12 protein-coding genes and 4 tRNA genes are annotated in these 16,797 nt (G+C 64.8%); all 16 read right to left on the reverse strand.

The window, feature by feature from the left end:
- Positions 1–28: 28 nt before the first annotated feature.
- The gene (rpoC, locus tag AC3A6Y_RS00240) at positions 29–4,267 is read right to left on the reverse strand and encodes a DNA-directed RNA polymerase subunit beta' (RefSeq protein WP_487866236.1); all 4,239 of its coding nucleotides are present in this window, start codon (positions 4,265–4,267) and stop codon (positions 29–31) included.
- A 74-nt stretch (positions 4,268–4,341) separates the two neighbouring features.
- On the reverse strand, positions 4,342–8,466 hold the full coding sequence (gene rpoB / locus AC3A6Y_RS00245) for a DNA-directed RNA polymerase subunit beta (RefSeq protein WP_487866237.1): 4,125 nt from the start codon (positions 8,464–8,466) through the stop codon (positions 4,342–4,344).
- A gap of 249 nt (positions 8,467–8,715) precedes the next feature.
- Complete coding sequence (rplL, locus tag AC3A6Y_RS00250) at positions 8,716–9,093, reverse strand: 50S ribosomal protein L7/L12 (RefSeq protein WP_068684340.1); 378 nt, start codon at positions 9,091–9,093, stop codon at positions 8,716–8,718.
- A gap of 42 nt (positions 9,094–9,135) precedes the next feature.
- Positions 9,136–9,666 (reverse strand): 50S ribosomal protein L10, encoded by a 531-nt coding sequence (gene rplJ, locus AC3A6Y_RS00255; protein WP_487866238.1) that lies wholly within the window; start codon positions 9,664–9,666, stop codon positions 9,136–9,138.
- A gap of 291 nt (positions 9,667–9,957) precedes the next feature.
- Positions 9,958–10,659 (reverse strand): 50S ribosomal protein L1, encoded by a 702-nt coding sequence (gene rplA / locus AC3A6Y_RS00260; protein ID WP_068684332.1) that lies wholly within the window; start codon positions 10,657–10,659, stop codon positions 9,958–9,960.
- Complete coding sequence (rplK, locus tag AC3A6Y_RS00265) at positions 10,660–11,091, reverse strand: 50S ribosomal protein L11 (RefSeq protein ID WP_007831051.1); 432 nt, start codon at positions 11,089–11,091, stop codon at positions 10,660–10,662.
- Positions 11,092–11,230: 139 nt separating this feature from the next.
- Positions 11,231–11,827 (reverse strand): transcription termination/antitermination protein NusG, encoded by a 597-nt coding sequence (nusG, locus tag AC3A6Y_RS00270; protein WP_068684330.1) that lies wholly within the window; start codon positions 11,825–11,827, stop codon positions 11,231–11,233.
- Positions 11,827–12,210: a preprotein translocase subunit SecE gene (secE, locus tag AC3A6Y_RS00275; RefSeq protein WP_106559729.1), complete on the reverse strand. Its 384-nt coding sequence runs from the start codon at positions 12,208–12,210 to the stop codon at positions 11,827–11,829. Before secE ends, nusG begins: the two co-directional genes overlap by 1 nt.
- 140 nt (positions 12,211–12,350) lie before the next feature.
- Positions 12,351–12,426 (reverse strand) — tRNA-Trp (locus AC3A6Y_RS00280).
- Between the two features lie 15 nt (positions 12,427–12,441).
- Entirely contained in the window at positions 12,442–13,635 is a 1,194-nt protein-coding gene (gene tuf, locus AC3A6Y_RS00285) for an elongation factor Tu (protein ID WP_487866239.1), read from the reverse strand.
- Positions 13,636–13,709: 74 nt separating this feature from the next.
- Positions 13,710–13,784 (reverse strand) — tRNA-Thr (locus tag AC3A6Y_RS00290).
- 41 nt (positions 13,785–13,825) lie between these two features.
- Positions 13,826–13,899, reverse strand: a tRNA-Gly gene (locus AC3A6Y_RS00295).
- Between the two features lie 120 nt (positions 13,900–14,019).
- Positions 14,020–14,105 (reverse strand) — tRNA-Tyr (locus AC3A6Y_RS00300).
- 140 nt (positions 14,106–14,245) lie between these two features.
- Complete coding sequence (locus AC3A6Y_RS00305; protein ID WP_487866240.1) at positions 14,246–14,950, reverse strand: uracil-DNA glycosylase; 705 nt, start codon at positions 14,948–14,950, stop codon at positions 14,246–14,248.
- The gene (gene trpC / locus AC3A6Y_RS00310; protein ID WP_487866241.1) at positions 14,947–15,747 is read right to left on the reverse strand and encodes an indole-3-glycerol phosphate synthase TrpC; all 801 of its coding nucleotides are present in this window, start codon (positions 15,745–15,747) and stop codon (positions 14,947–14,949) included. The genes AC3A6Y_RS00305 and trpC overlap by 4 nt, the downstream gene beginning before the upstream one ends.
- A 14-nt stretch (positions 15,748–15,761) precedes the next feature.
- The gene (gene trpD, locus AC3A6Y_RS00315) at positions 15,762–16,787 is read right to left on the reverse strand and encodes an anthranilate phosphoribosyltransferase (RefSeq protein ID WP_487866242.1); all 1,026 of its coding nucleotides are present in this window, start codon (positions 16,785–16,787) and stop codon (positions 15,762–15,764) included.
- Between the last annotated feature and the right edge of the window lie 10 nt (positions 16,788–16,797).

A 16,797-nucleotide genomic window follows, 5' to 3' on the forward strand; every position in this document is an offset into this window, starting at 1 on the left:
GACCGGTCATGCAGTCGATGCTGACCGGTTATTCGGTCGCAGCGCCCTCGCTGGCATCGGCCGTGCTCGCGTCCTCGGCCGAAGCGGAGGCGCTGCCGGAGAGTTCGGCGGCTTCCGCTTCGGCGATCGCGCGGCGCTCGGCCTCGTCCATCGCGTCCTTGACCTTGCGTGCCTGGTGATAGGCCATGCCGGTGCCCGCGGGGATCAGGCGGCCGACGATGACGTTCTCCTTCAGGCCGCGCAGCTCGTCGCGCTTGCCCATGATCGCCGCTTCGGTCAGCACGCGCGTCGTTTCCTGGAACGAGGCGGCGCTGATGAAGCTGTCGGTCGAGAGCGAAGCCTTCGTGATACCCAGCAGCAGGTTGGTGTAGGTCGCGGGCAGCTTGTCCTCGGCGCGCAAGGCGTCGTTGGTGTTGAGGATCTCGCTGCGCTCAACCTGCTCGCCGGCGATGTAGTTGGCGTCGCCCGGGTTCTCGACCACGACGCGGCGCAGCATCTGGCGAACGATCACCTCGATGTGCTTGTCGTTGATCTTCACACCTTGCAAGCGGTACACGTCCTGCACCTCGTCGACGATGTAGCGCGCCAGTTCCTCGGAGCCCAGCAGGCGCAGGATGTCCTGCGGATCGGCCGGGCCGTCGACGATCGACTCGCCCTTGTTCACCACCTGGCCTTCGTGCACCAGGATGTTCTTCTCCTTGGGCACCAGCTCTTCCCAGACCTTGCCGTCCGGGTCGGTGATCTGCAGCCGCACCTTGCCCTTGGTTTCCTTGCCGAAGGACACCGTGCCGGTCATCTCGGCCAGCATGCCCTTGTCCTTGGGCGAACGGGCTTCGAAGAGCTCGGCCACGCGCGGCAGACCGCCGGTGATGTCGCGGGTCTTCTGGCCTTCGACCGGGATGCGCGCCAGCACTTCGCCGGGGCCCACGTCCTGGCCGTCTCGCACCTGCACCAGCGCGCCGACGGGGAAGCCGATGGTCACCGAGTGGTCGGTGCCCGGGATCTTCACCTCGTTGCCGGCGACGTCGATCAGCTTCACCTGCGGACGCACGACCTTGGCCGCGCCGCGGCGCTTCGGATCGATGACCACCAGCGTGGACAGGCCCGTGACCTCGTCGACCTGCTTCGCGACCGTGAGGCCTTCCTCGACGTTCTCGAACTTGGTCTTGCCGGCGAACTCCGTGATGATCGGGCGCGTCAGCGGGTCCCAGTTGGCCAGCACGTGGCCGGCCTTGACCTGCTGGTCGGCCTTCACCGCCAGGGTGGCGCCGTAGGGCACCTTGTGGCGCTCGCGCTCGCGGCCGTGTTCGTCATGAATGACGATCTCGCCCGAGCGTGCGATCACCACCAGCTCGTTCTTGCTGTTGGTCACGTAGCGCATCGTGGCGTTGAAGCCGATCACGCCGTTGGACTTGGCCTCGACGCTGGACGCCACCGCCGCGCGCGATGCCGCGCCGCCGATGTGGAAGGTCCGCATCGTCAGCTGCGTGCCGGGCTCGCCGATCGACTGCGCCGCGATCACGCCGACCGCCTCGCCGTTGTTGACCAGGCCGCCTCGGCCCAGGTCGCGGCCGTAGCACTTGGCGCACAGGCCGAAACGGGTCGAGCAGGTCAGCGCGGTGCGCACCTTGACCTCGTCCACGCCCTCGTTCTCCAGCGCTTCGATCACGTCCTCGTCCAGCATGTCGCCGGCTTTGGCCAGAACGGCACGGGTCTCGGGGTGCAGCACTTCTTCGGCCGCGGTGCGGCCGAGGATTCGCTCGCGCAGCGATTCGATCACTTCACCGCCTTCGACGATGGCGCGCATCACGGTGCCGTCCATCGTGCCGCAGTCCTGCTCGATCACGACCAGATCCTGCGTCACGTCGACCAGGCGGCGCGTCAGGTAGCCGGAGTTCGCGGTCTTCAGCGCGGTGTCGGCCAGGCCCTTCCGGGCACCGTGGGTGGAGATGAAGTACTCCAGCACGTTCAGGCCTTCGCGGAAATTCGCGGTGATCGGCGTCTCGATGATCGAGCCGTCCGGCTTGGCCATCAGGCCCCGCATGCCGGCCACCTGGCGAATCTGCGCGGCGGAACCGCGGGCGCCCGAGTCGGCCATCATGTAGATGGAGTTGAAGGACTCCTGCTCCACTTCCTTGCCGTGGCGGTCGGTGACCTTCTCCTTCGAGAGCTTGGACATCATGACCTTCGACACCTCGTCGCCGGCCTTGCCCCAGATGTCCACCACCTTGTTGTAGCGCTCGCCGGCGGTGACCAGGCCCGAGACGTACTGCTGCTCGATCTCCTTCACTTCCTTGGCGGAGCGGTCGATGATGCCGTGCTTCTCGGAAGGCACCAGCATGTCGTCGATGGCGATCGAGATGCCGGCCTTGGTCGCCAGGCGGAAGCCGTTCTGCAGCAGCTTGTCGGCGAAGACCACGGTCTCCTTCAGGCCGCACTTGCGGAAGGAGGCGTTGATGAGCTTGGAGATTTCCTTCTTCTTCAGCGCCTTGTTGATGTTCGAGAACGGCAGCCCCTTGGGCAGGATCTCGGACAGCAGCGCACGGCCCACGGTGGTGTCCACGAGTTCGGTCCTGGGCACGAATTCGCCCGAGTCCTTGTCCTTCGTGTACTCCTTGATGCGCACGCTGACCTTGGCGGTCAGCTCCACCACGTCGGCGTCGAGCGCGCGCTGGACTTCACCGATGTCGGCGAAGACCAGGCCTTCGCCCTTGCCGTTGATGCGCTCGCGCGTCGTGTAGTAGAGACCCAGCACCACGTCCTGCGAAGGCACGATGGAAGGCTCGCCGCTCGCCGGGAACAGCACGTTGTTGGAGGCCAGCATCAGCGTGCGGGCTTCCATCTGCGCTTCCACCGACAGGGGCACGTGCACGGCCATCTGGTCGCCGTCGAAGTCGGCGTTGAAGGCCGCGCAAACCAGCGGGTGCAGCTGGATCGCCTTGCCTTCGATCAGGATCGGCTCGAAGGCCTGGATACCGAGGCGGTGCAGCGTCGGTGCGCGGTTCAGCATCACCGGGTGCTCCTTGATCACCTCTTCCAGGATGTCCCACACCACCGGCGTGCCGGATTCGACTTCCTTCTTCGCGGCCTTGATGGTGGTCGCAATGCCCATGGCTTCCAGGCGCGAGAAGATGAAGGGCTTGAACAACTCGAGCGCCATCAGCTTCGGCAGGCCGCACTGGTGCAGCTTGAGCGTCGGGCCCACCACGATGACCGAACGGCCCGAGTAGTCGACGCGCTTGCCCAGCAGGTTCTGGCGGAAGCGGCCGCTCTTGCCCTTGATCATGTCGGCCAGCGACTTGAGCGCACGCTTGTTCGCGCCGGTCATGGCCTTGCCGCGGCGGCCGTTGTCCAGCAGGCTGTCGACAGCCTCCTGCAACATCCGCTTCTCGTTGCGCGCAATGATCTCCGGCGCCTTCAGCTCGAGCAGGCGGCGCAGGCGCGAATTGCGGTTGATGACGCGACGGTAGAGGTCGTTCAGGTCGGAGGTCGCGAAACGGCCGCCGTCCAGCGGGACCAGCGGACGCAGGTCCGGCGGCAGCACGGGCAGCACGTCCAGCACCATCCACTCGGGCTTGATGCCCGACTTGCGGAAAGCCTCCAGCACCTTGAGGCGCTTGGAGTTCTTCTTGACCTTGACTTCGGAGCCGGTCAGGTCGCCGCGCAGCCTCTCGATCTCGCTGTCGAGCTCGATGCCCATCAGCAGATCCTTGATGCCTTCGGCGCCCATCTTGGCGATGAACTCGTCGCCGTACTCCTTGCGCTTCGCGTCGTAGTCGTCCTCGGACATGATGCCGAACTTCTTCAGCGGGGTCATGCCGGGATCGGTGATCACATAGGCTTCGAAGTACAGCACGCGCTCGATATCGCGCAGCGTCATGTCGAGCACGAGGCCCAGCCGCGACGGCAGCGACTTCAGGAACCAGATGTGCGCGCAGGGCGCGGCCAGGTCGATGTGGCCCATGCGCTCGCGGCGCACCTTGGTCTGCGTGACTTCGACGCCGCACTTCTCGCAGATCACGCCGCGATGCTTGAGGCGCTTGTACTTGCCGCACAGGCACTCGTAGTCCTTGATCGGGCCGAAGATCTTGGCGCAGAAAAGACCGTCGCGCTCGGGCTTGAAGGTCCGGTAGTTGATGGTCTCGGGCTTCTTCACTTCGCCGAAAGACCACGAACGGATCTTCTCGGGCGAGGCCATGCCGATGCGAATGGCATCGAAATGCTCATCCGGCGTGAACTGCTTGAACAGGTCGAGTAGCGATTTCATTGACTCTTTCCTTTAATCAGTTGGGGACAGCGCAGAAATTGCTGAGCAATTTCTGCATCTGCCCCACGAAGTCCTTAGGACCGCTCCAGCTCGATGTCGAGCCCCAGCGAACGGATTTCCTTGACCAGCACGTTGAACGATTCCGGCATGCCGGCTTCGATCGAGTGTTCGCCCTTGACGATGCTCTCGTAGACCTTGGTGCGGCCCTGCACGTCGTCGGACTTCACGGTCAGCATTTCCTGCAGGACGTAGGCAGCGCCGTAGGCTTCGAGCGCCCACACTTCCATTTCCCCGAAACGCTGGCCGCCGAACTGCGCCTTGCCGCCCAGCGGCTGCTGCGTGACCAGGCTGTAGGGGCCGGTCGATCGGGCGTGCATCTTGTCGTCGACCAAGTGGTGCAGCTTGAGCACATGCATGTAGCCGACCGTGACCGGGCGCTCGAACTGGTCGCCCGTGCGTCCGTCGTACAGGTAGGCCTGGGTGCGCGATGGCGTCAGGCCCTTGGCCTTGGCGATGTCGTCCGGATAGGCGAGATGCAGCATGCCGCGGATTTCCTCTTCCGAGGCGCCGTCGAACACGGGCGTCGCGAAAGGCACGCCGGTCGCCAGGTTCCCGGCCATCTCGAGCACGTCGGCATCGCTGAGCTTGGCGAGGTCTTCCTTGCGGCCCGAGCCGTTGTAGAGCTTGTCCATGAACTGGCGCAGCTCGGCCACCTTGGCCTCGGCCTGCAGGAGGTCGCCGATGCGCTGGCCCACGCCCTTGCCGGCCCAGCCCAGATGCACCTCGAGCACCTGCCCGACGTTCATCCGCGAGGGCACGCCCAGCGGGTTCAGGCAGATGTCGCAGGGGGTGCCGTCGGCCATATGCGGCATGTCCTCGACCGGAACGATCTTCGACACCACACCCTTGTTCCCGTGGCGGCCGGCCATCTTGTCGCCGGGCTGCAGGCGGCGCTTGACGGCCAGGTAGACCTTGACCATCTTCAGCACGCCCGCGGGCAGCTCGTCGCCCTGCGTGAGCTTCTTGCGCTTTTCTTCGAACGCGAGGTCGAAGCTGTGGCGCGTCTGCTCCAGCGAGTTCTTGATCGACTCGAGCTGCGAGGCCACCTCGTCTTCCGCCGGGCGGATGTCGAACCAGTGGAACTTCTCGATCGACGAGAGGTACGCCTTGTCGAGCTTGCTGCCCTTGGCCAGCTTGTTCGGGCCGCCGTTGGCGACCTTGCCGGTCAGGAGCTTCTCGATACGGTCGAAGGCGTCGGCCTCGACGATGCGCAGCTGGTCGTTCAGGTCGAGGCGGAAGCGCTTGAGCTCGTCGTCGATGATCTGCTGGGCGCGCTTGTCGCGCTGGATGCCTTCGCGGGTGAACACCTGCACGTCGATCACGGTGCCTTGCGAGCCCTGGTCCACGCGCAGCGAGGTGTCCTTCACGTCGGAGGCCTTCTCGCCGAAGATCGCGCGCAGCAGCTTCTCTTCAGGCGTCAGCGTGGTCTCGCCCTTGGGCGTGACCTTGCCGACCAGCGTGTCGCCGGGCTGCACTTCGGCGCCGACGTAGATGATCCCGGATTCGTCCAGGCGGTTGAGCTGCTGCTCGGCCAGGTTCGGGATGTCGCGGGTGATTTCTTCCGCACCCAGTTTGGTGTCGCGCGCCATCACCACCAGCTCCTCGATGTGGATCGAGGTGTAGCGGTCTTCGGCGACCACGCGTTCGCTGATCAGAATCGAGTCTTCGAAGTTGTAGCCGTTCCAGGGCATGAACGCGACCAGCATGTTCTGGCCCAGCGCCAGCTCGCCCAGATCGGTGGAGGCGCCGTCGGCGATGACGTCGCCCTTGGCGATCGTGTCGCCGCGCTTGACGATCGGGCGCTGGTGGATGTTCGTGTTCTGGTTCGAACGCTGATACTTGATCAGGTTGTAGATGTCCACGCCGACTTCGCCTGCCGCCGCTTCGGCGTCGTTCACGCGGACCACGATGCGGGTGGCGTCGACATAGTCGACCACGCCGCCGCGGGTCGCCGTGACGACCGTGCCGGAGTCGACCGCGGAGACGCGCTCGATGCCGGTGCCGACGAAGGCCTTCTCGGGACGCAGCACGGGCACTGCCTGGCGCTGCATGTTGGCGCCCATCAGTGCGCGGTTCGCGTCGTCGTGCTCCAGGAAGGGCACCAGCGACGCCGCCACCGACACGATCTGCGCCGGCGACACGTCCATGTACTGAACGCGCTCGGCGGACACCAGGATCGATTCGCCGGTTTCGCGCGCCGACACCAGGTCGCCCGTCAGACGGCCGTCCTTGTCGAGCGCGGCATTGGCCTGCGCGATCACGTACTTGCCTTCCTCGATGGCCGACAGGTAGTCGATCTCGTTCGTAACCTTGCCGTCCACCACGCGGCGGTACGGCGTCTCGATGAAGCCGTACTCGTTCAAGCGGGCGTACAGCGCCAGCGAATTGATCAGGCCGATGTTCGGGCCTTCAGGCGTTTCGATCGGGCACACGCGGCCGTAGTGCGTGACGTGCACGTCGCGCACCTCGAAGCCGGCACGCTCGCGCGTCAAACCACCCGGGCCGAGGGCCGAGACGCGGCGCTTGTGCGTGATCTCGGACAGCGGATTGGTCTGGTCCATGAACTGCGACAGCTGCGAGGCGCCGAAGAACTCCTTCAGCGCGGCCGAGATCGGCTTGCTGTTGATCAGGTCGTGCGGCATCAGCGGCTCTTGCTCCGCCTGGCCCAGACGCTCCTTGACGGCCTTCTCGATGCGCGCGAGGCCGGTGCGGTACTGGTTCTCGGCCAGTTCGCCGACGCAGCGCACGCGGCGGTTGCCGAGGTGGTCGATGTCGTCCACTTCGCCACGGCCGTTGCGCAGGTCCACCAGGATCTTGACCACGGCGAGGATGTCCTCGTTGGTCAGCACCATGGGGCCGGTCGACTCGTCGCGGCCGACCTTGGCGTTGAACTTCATGCGGCCGACGCGCGACAGGTCGTAGGTGTCGGGGTTGTAGAAGAGGCGCTGGAACAGGGCCTGCACGGCGTCTTCCGTCGGCGGCTCGCCGGGGCGCATCATGCGGTAGATGGCCACGCGCGCGGCAAACTCGTCCACCGTCTCGTCGATGCGCAGGGTCTGCGAGATGTACGCACCCTGGTCGAGCTCGTTGGTGTAGATGGCCTGCAGCTCCTGTACGCCGGCGGCGCGCAGCTTTTTCAGCAGCGCCTCGGTCAGCTCGTCGTTGGCCTTGGCCAGGATCTCGCCGGAGTCGGGATCGACGATGTTGCGTGCCAGCACACGGCCCACGAGGAAGTCTTCCGGTACGCTGATGTGCGTCGTGCCCGTCTGCTCGAGCTCGCGCGTGTGGCGCGCGGTAACGCGCTTGTCCTTGGCCACCACGACCTTGCCCGACTTGTCGGTGATGTCGAAGCGCGCGACTTCGCCGCGCAGGCGCTCGGAGACGAACTCCATCTGCGCGCCGCTGTCCATCAGGCGGAAGTTGTCGTTGACGAAGAAGTTCGCGAGGATCGATTCCGGGTTCAGGCCAATGGCCTTCAGCAGGATCGTCACCGGCATCTTGCGGCGGCGGTCGACGCGGAAGTACAGCATGTCCTTCGGGTCGAATTCGAAGTCCAGCCAGGAGCCGCGGTAGGGGATCACGCGGGCCGAGAACAGCAGCTTGCCCGAGCTGTGCGTCTTGCCCTTGTCATGCTCGAAGAACACGCCCGGCGAGCGGTGCAGCTGCGAGACGATCACGCGCTCGGTGCCGTTGATGATGAAGGAGCCCTTCTCGGTCATGAGCGGCACTTCGCCCATGTAGACCTCCTGCTCCTTCACTTCCTTGACCACCTTGGACTGCGAGGTCGAGGACTCGCGGTCGTAGATGATCAGCTGCACCTTGGCGCGCACGGCCGAGGCGAAGGTCAGACCGCGGGTCTGGCACTCGCGCACGTCGAACGCCGGCTTCGCGAGGTTGTACTCGAGAAACTTCATCTCCACGAAGCCGTTGTGCGAGACGATGGGGAAAGCGGCGTCAAAAGCGGCCTGCAGACCTTCCACGGTGCGTTTCTGGGGGGGAATACCCGCTTGCAGGAACGCGGTGTAGGCGTCCTTCTGCATCTGCAGCAGGTAGGGAATTTCGACGACGCTGTCGCGATTGCCGAAGTTCTTTCGGATGCGCTTGCGTTCGGTGTAACTGTACGTGGACGTTTGGGCCATGAGAGCTCCGGAGCTTGAGATCTTCAGCGACTTGTCAGCAGCGCTTTCGCGCCACTGCTTGGCGGCTGGCCACTACCAGCCGTTGGCGGACAGTGATGCGTTGCACATCACCCGAACCAAGGGGTCTTCTGCAGTCGGGGTCAGAAGACACTCAAAAGCCGCCTCGGTTGGCCGGCTTTTGGGTGCGCTCTGAAAGCGGCAAAGGCTGGAGGGCCTTACGGCACGCTCCAGCCCTGCGTGGGAACCGAATTACTTCAGTTCCGCCTTTGCGCCGGCATCTTCCAGCTTCTTCTTCATCGCTTCGGCATCGGCCTTGGCCACGCCTTCCTTCACGGCCTTGGGAGCGGCTTCCACCAGGTCCTTGGCTTCCTTCAGGCCCAGGCCCGTGATTTCGCGCACGGCCTTGATGGCGGCAACCTTGTTCGCGCCGGCTTCCATCAGCATGACGTTGAATTCGGTCTTTTCCTCGACGGCAGCGGCAGCGGCACCGCCACCACCGGCGGCCGGGGCGGCCATTGCAGCGGCGCTCACGCCGAACTTCTCTTCGATGGCTTTCACCAGGTCGTTGAGTTCCAGGACCGTCATGCTGTCCAGCGCGGTCAGAAATGCGTCTTTATCGAATGCCATTTGGGGCTCCTAACAATTGGGTTGATATTTTCAAAAGCAAGCTCAGGCGGCTTGGGCTTCGGCCGCAGCCTCGGCCGGGGCTTCGCCGCCACCACGCTTCTCGGCGAGCGCGGCCAGGACACGGGCCGTGCGCGAGATCGGGGACTGCATCAAGCCCAGCAGTTGTGCCAGCAGCACTTCCTTGGAAGGGATGTTGGCCAGTTGCTTCACGCCTTCGACGTCCAGGGCCTTGCCACCGAAGGCGCCGCCGCGAATGACCAGCTTGTCGTTGGTCCTCGCGAAATCGGCCACCACCTTCGCGGCGGCCACGGCATCCTCGGAGAAGCCATAGATCAGCGGACCGGTCATCTGGTCACCGACGACTTCGAATGCGCTACCGGCGACAGCACGGCGTGCCAGGGTGTTCTTGAGAACACTCAGGGTCACGCCCTTGCTGCGCGCATCGTTGCGCAGACGGGTCATGTCGGCGACCGTGATGCCACGGTATTCCGCCATCACGAGCGTTTGAGCTTTTGCGGCGAGGCTGGTCACATCACTGATGACCGCTTCTTTCTCACTGCGATTCAGACTCAAGGTCTACTCCTTTTCAATGCATCCTTCGGCTGGAGGCCTCGGGACGCGCTTCATGCAGCGACCAACTGTTTCGGAAACGGATTCCTTGCAGCGGGATCGCCATCTGCGCTGGTTGCCTCGCGAAGGTCGAGGCGATTAAGTGCAGGCCCTCCTGCACGCCAGCGGTCTTGGATGGCCCGGGACGGCGCATGCGCGCCGCCTCGACCCACCACATCGCCCCGCCGCCCTTTGACGGGCGGCGGGGCCGATCTTTTCGGGGCCCTGCCGAGGCAAGGCCCGCCTTCATGCGCCTCAGCCTTGGGCCGAGATGGTCTGCGTGTCCACGCGGACACCCACACCCATCGTCGACGACACCGCCACCTTGCGCAGGTAGATGCCCTTGCTCGACGCCGGCTTGGCCTTGACCAGCGCTTCGATCAGTGCAGCCAGGTTGCCCTGCAGCTTGTCGGTGTCGAAGGAACGGCGGCCGATCGTGCCGTGGATGATCCCGGCCTTGTCGACGCGGAACTGCACCTGGCCGGCCTTGGCGTTCCTGACGGCGGTGGCGACGTCGGGCGTCACAGTGCCGACCTTGGGGTTTGGCATCAGGCCGCGGGGACCGAGGATCTGACCCAGCGCACCGACCACGCGCATCGCGTCCGGCGCGGCGATCACCACGTCGAAGGGCATGTCGCCGGCCTTCACTTGGGCAGCCAGGTCGTCCATGCCGACGATGTCGGCGCCGGCGGCCTTGGCTTCCTCGGCCTTCGCGCCCTGGGCGAACACGGCCACGCGCTTGGTCTTGCCGGTGCCGTTGGGCATCACGACGGCGCCGCGCACCACCTGGTCGGACTTCTTGGCGTCGATGCCGAGCTGCACGGCCACGTCGATCGACTCATCGAACTTCGCGGTGGCGGCTTCCTTGACGATGCCGATCGCGTCGACGAGCGGGTACAGCTTGTTGCTGTCGACCTTGCCTGCCAGCGCCTTTTGCTTCTTGGTGATCTTGGCCATTTACACGCCCTCCACATTCACGCCCATCGAGCGGGCAGAGCCGGCGATGGTGCGGACCGCGGCGTCCAGGTCGGCGGCGGTCAGGTCCTTCATCTTGGCCTTGGCGATCTCTTCGAGCTGGGCGCGCGTGATCTTGCCGACCTTGTCGGTATGCGGACGTGCGGAACCCTTCTCGAGCTTGATGGCCTTCTTGATCAGCGTGATCGCCGGCGGCGTCTTGATGATGAAGGTGAAGCTCTTGTCGGCGAACGCGGTGATGACCACCGGCAACGGCAGGCCCGGCTCGACGCCCTGGGTCTGCGCGTTGAACGCCTTGCAGAATTCCATGATGTTCAAACCGCGCTGGCCCAGTGCGGGGCCGATCGGCGGCGACGGGTTGGCCTTACCAGCTGGCACTTGCAGCTTGATGAAGCCGACGATTTTCTTCGCCATGCTTTACTCCTTGCGGGTCATAGCGCCTTGGCCTTCTCGGCCGCAGCTCCCCGGGGTTGACGACTCTTCGATCGATGTTTCCTGCCGAGTCGGGGGAGCAGGAAACCACACAAGTACAAGCCAGGCAACCTGGCCTAGCTCAGGTCTTTTCGACCTGGCTGAATTCCAGTTCGACGGGGGTCGCACGGCCGAAGATCATGACGGACACGCGCACCTTGCTCTTCTCGTAGTTGACTTCCTCGACGGTGCCGTTGAAGTCGGTGAACGGGCCTTCCTTGACGCGCACGAACTCGCCCACGATGAACTCGACCTTGTGGCGCGGCTTCTCGGTGCCCTGCTGCATCTGGGAGACGATGTCCTCGACTTCCTTCTGCGAAATGGGAGCCGGCCGGTTCTTCGCACCGCCGACGAAACCCGTCACCTTGTTGGTGTGCTTCACCAGGTGCCAACTCTCGTCGTCCATGATCATTTCGACCAGCACGTAGCCAGGAAAGAAGCGGCGCTCGGTGGTGCGCTTCTGGCCGTTCTTGATCTCGACCACTTCCTCGGTCGGCACCAGGATGCGGCCGAACTTGTCCTGCATGCCAGCGCGATTGATGCGCTCGGTGATATTGCGCTCCACGGCCTTTTCCATGCCCGAGTACGCGTGCACCACGTACCAGCGCAGATCCGGATTGGCGGGCGGCGCCAGCACGGGCGTATGTTCCGGCGTTGTGTCGACAGCGTCGTCAGTCATCATTTTCTCCAGCCCAGAATGAGGTCGAAAAACACCCATTCGAGCGTCTTGTCCGTGAGCCAGAGGAAGATGGACATGACCACGACGAAGGCGAACACATACGCCGTCATCTGGATCGCTTCCTTGCGCGTCGGCCACACGACCTTCTTGACCTCACGCCATGAATCGCGGCCAAATGCCCACAACTGGCGGCCGTTCTCGGAACTCGCGAACGCGCCAACGGCGGCGGCCAGTCCCACCAGCAGGACGGCCCACTGCACGAGCGCACCCTGGCGCGAGAGCAGGTAGAACGCCACGATGGCGCCCACCGCCAGCACGACAGCCACAGCCAGTTTGGCCTTGTCTGCGCCGGTGCTCACGGTTTCGATTTGAGAAGTAGCCATCCTGGGCTTTGTTCCTGTGACCTTGCGGCCTCTTCAATTCATGGCGCCATTCCAGACGCCGAAGCCCGTCAGGTCATGACGGGCTCTTGGGTTTCCTCAGCCCGCCAGTTCTGGACGGGATTTCTCAACGCCACCGACGGTGGCAGGGGCAGTAGGAATCGAACCTACAACCTTCGGTTTTGGAGACCGACGCTCTGCCAATTGAGCTATACCCCTCCGCTAAATCTGTCGTCAGATGTCGAGGATCTTCGCCACGACGCCCGAGCCCACGGTGCGGCCGCCCTCGCGAATGGCGAAGCGCAGGCCTTCTTCCATGGCGATGGGGTTGATCAGCTTCACCGTGATGGACACGTTGTCGCCGGGCATGACCATCTCCTTGTCCGTGGGCAGCTCAATCGCACCGGTCACGTCGGTGGTGCGGAAGTAGAACTGCGGACGGTAGTTGTTGAAGAACGGCGTGTGGCGCCCGCCCTCGTCCTTGCTCAGCACATACACCTCGGCGGTGAAGTGGGTGTGGGGCTTGATGGAGCCCGGCTTGCACAGCACCTGGCCGCGCTCGACTTCCTCGCGCTTGGTGCCGCGCAGCAGCACGCCGACGTTGTCGCCGGCCTGGCCCTGGTCGAGCAGCTTGCGGAACATTTCCACGCCGGTGCAGGTGGTCTTCTGGGTCGGGCGAATGCCCACGATCTCGATTTCCTCGCCGACCTTGATGACACCGCGCTCCACAGCGCCGGTCACCACCGTGCCGCGCCCGGAGATGGAGAAGACGTCTTCCACGGGCATCAGGAAGGTGCCGTCCACAGCGCGCTCGGGGGTGGGAATGTAGGTGTCCAGGGCTTCGGCCAGCTTCATGATGGAGCCTTCGCCGAGCTCGCCCTTGTCGCCTTCCAGCGCCAGCTTGGCCGAGCCGTGGATGATGGGGGTGTCGTCGCCGGGGAACTCGTACTTGTCGAGCAGCTCGCGCACTTCCATCTCGACGAGCTCCAGCAGCTCCTTGTCGTCGACCATGTCGCACTTGTTGAGGTAGACGATGATGTAGCCCACACCCACCTGGCGCGCCAGCAGGATGTGCTCGCGCGTCTGGGGCATGGGGCCGTCGGCAGCGGAGCACACGAGGATGGCGCCGTCCATCTGGGCGGCACCGGTGATCATGTTCTTGACGTAGTCGGCGTGGCCGGGGCAGTCGACGTGGGCGTAGTGGCGGTTGGCCGTCTCGTACTCGACGTGCGCGGTGTTGATGGTGATGCCGCGCGCCTTTTCTTCGGGCGCCGCATCGATCTGGTCGTAGGCCTTGGCTTCACCGCCGAACTTGCTCGACAGCACCGTGGCAATGGCCGCCGTCAGGGTGGTCTTGCCGTGGTCCACGTGACCGATCGTGCCCACATTCACGTGCGGCTTCGTGCGGGTGAATTTTCCTTTTGCCATTTTCTCGACTCCGAAAAATAACTAGATCAACACACTGACATGGGGTTGCAACCGACCGGCTGCAACCCCAAGACTGGTGCCCATTGCGGGAATCGGACCCGCGACCTCTCCCTTACCAAGGGAGTGCTCTACCACTGAGCCAAATGGGCAAATACTTAAAAAACCTGTGCCTCGCGTCGAACCGGATTCTTGGAGCGGGAGACGGGAATCGAACCCGCGTCATTAGCTTGGAAGGCTAGGGTTCTACCATTGAACTACTCCCGCATCGCGGTGCAACCCCTCTAGCCAGGGCCGCACCGAAGCACGGTCCGGGTTCTGCGCTTTCGCCTTCCAGCTTTGCACCGAAACCCGTCATTCAAACGCTCTGCAAAATCCATTCTTCGCTGGTGGAGAGGGCTGGATTCGAACCAGCGTACTCGTAAGAGGGCAGATTTACAGTCTGCTGCCATTAACCACTCGGCCACCTCTCCGGCGAACCTCGAAATATAGCACGGTTGGCAGGTCAGGTCGATGACAGGGATGGGGCTCGGTCGCGGCGGCGCAAACGGGCGGCCCTAAAACGCCTCCAGACCCGCCGATCACCGCCTCCTGCTGATTTCACCCGGATCAATCAAAGGCCCTGGGCCTCCCGCCACGCCCGCGCCTGGCCAAAATGGCCGCAGCCGATGAAGGGGACCGGCGGGCGCAGGGCGGAAAGCGGCGAAGGGTGGTTGGCGGTCAGCACCTTGTGGCGGCGGCTGTCGATGAGCGCGCGCTTGCTCTGCGCATGGGAGCCCCACAGCATGAACACCACCGGGCGCTCACCGAGGGCAACGTGCCGAATCACCGCATCGGTCAGCACTTCCCAGCCGCGGCCCGAATGGCTGGCCGGCTGGCCTTCCTCCACTGTCAGGCAGGTGTTGAGCAGCAGCACGCCGTTGGCAGCCCACTTGACGAGGCTGCCACCCGGCTCCGGGAAACGCGGCGGCGGCGTACCCAGGTCGCGCTCCAGCTCCTTGAAGATGTTGCGCAGCGACGGCGGCAGAGCCACGCCCGGCGCCACCGAGAAGGCGAGCCCCTCGGCCTGGCCGCGGCCGTGGTACGGGTCCTGGCCCAGGATCACTACGCGCACCGCCTCCGGCGGCGTGAGCTCGAGCGCGCGCAGCGGACGCGGCGGAAAGATGGCCGCGCCGGCCTTCAGCCGCTCGTGCAGGAAATCGACCAGTTTCAGCCCGGCCGGCGAGCCGAAGAATTCGTCGACCAGCGGCTGCCAGCCCGGGGCCACCGGCCAGTCGGCCGGATCGCTGCTCTGCAGTTGGGTGGACAGCGCGCTCATCGGAACAGGTCAGCCAGCGCCTCGCCAGGCTCGTTGGCACGCATGAAGGCCTCGCCCACGAGGAAGGCGTGGATGCCGGCGGCGCGCAGCTTCGCCACTTCCTCGCGCGACGTGATGCCGGACTCGGTGACGAGCAGGCGATCCGCAGGAACCTTCGGCAGCAGGTCCAGCGTGGTCTGCACCGAGACGTCAAAGGTCCGCAGGTTGCGGTTGTTGACGCCGATCAGTGGCGTGCGCAGCTTCAGCGCCCGCTCGAGCTCGGCCGCGTCATGCACCTCGACCAGCACCGCCATGCCCAGCCCCACCGCGATCGCCTCGAACTCGCGCATCTGCGCGTCGTCGAGGCTGGCCGCGATCAGCAGGATCGCGTCGGCGCCGATCGCGCGGGATTCGTAGACCTGGTAGGCGTCGACGATGAAATCCTTGCGCAACACCGGCAGCTCGCAGGAGGCGCGGGCCTGCTTGAGGTAGTCGATGCCGCCCTGAAAAAACTGGCGGTCGGTCAGCACCGAAAGACAGGCCGCGCTGACCTTGCCATCGCCCTCCGCATAGCTCTGTGCGATGTCGGCCGGCACGAAGTCGGCCCGCAGTACGCCCTTGCTCGGGCTGGCCTTCTTGACTTCGGCGATCACCGCCGCCTGACCTGCCGCGATCTTGGCGCGCAGCGCGCCGGTGAAGTCGCGCGTGAGCACCCGGCTCTCCGCATCGAAGCGGATGGCCTCCAGCGAGCGCTTCTTGAGCGCCGCAGCCACCTCTTCACGCTTGACGGCGACGATCTTCTCGAGGATGTCGGACATGCTTTCCCGCCTCCTCAGCCTGCGTTGGTCGCCTGGACCAGCTCAGCCAGCTTGGCCTTCGCCGCGCCCGATTCCAGGGCCGCGCGGGCACGCGCGATCCCGCCTGCCATCGAGTCGACCAGATCAGCCGCATAGAGCGCAGCGCCGGCGTTGAGGATCACGATGTCGCGCGCCGGCCCGGGCTGGTTGTCCAGCACGCCCAGCAGCATCGCCTTCGATTGCTCCGGCGTCTCGACGCGCAGCGTGCGGTTGCTCGACATCGCGAAGCCGAAGTCTTCGGGATGCAGCTCGTACTCGCGCACCTCGCCGTTCTTCAACTCGCCCACCATGGTGGCGGCGCCGAGCGAGATCTCGTCCATGCCGTCGCGCCCGTAGACCACCAGCGCATGCTCGGCGCCCAGCCGCTGCAGCGCGCGCACCTGGATGCCGACCAGATCGGGGTGGAACACGCCCATCAGGATGTTCGGCGCGCCGGCCGGATTGGTGAGCGGCCCCAGGATGTTGAAGATGGTCTTGATGCCCAGCTCCTTGCGCACCGGCGCCACGTTCTTCATGGCCGGATGGTGGTTGGGCGCGAACATGAAGCCGATGCCCACATCGGCGATGCACTTCGCGATCTGTTCGGGCGTGAGGTTGATGTTGACTCCCAGCGACTCCAGCACGTCGGCGCTGCCGGATTTGCTGCTCACGCTGCGCCCGCCGTGCTTGCTGACCTTGGCGCCTGCCGCGGCGGCCACGAACATCGAGCAGGTCGAGATGTTGAAGGTGTGCGAGCCGTCGCCGCCGGTGCCCACGATGTCGACCAGGTGGCGTGTGTCGGCCACCGGCACCTTGGTCGAGACCTCGCGCATCACCTGCGCGGCGGCGGTGATCTCGCCGATGGTCTCCTTCTTGACGCGCAGGCCGGTGATCAGCGCCGCCATCATCACCGGCGAGCATTCGCCGCTCATGATCAGACGCACGATGTGCAGCATCTCGTCATGGAACACCTCGCGGTGCTCGATGGTGCGCTGCAGGGCTTCCTGGGGGGTGATGGGCATGATGAAGTCT

The sequence above is a fragment of the Variovorax sp. Soil_C_17 genome (genome assembly GCF_057657265.1).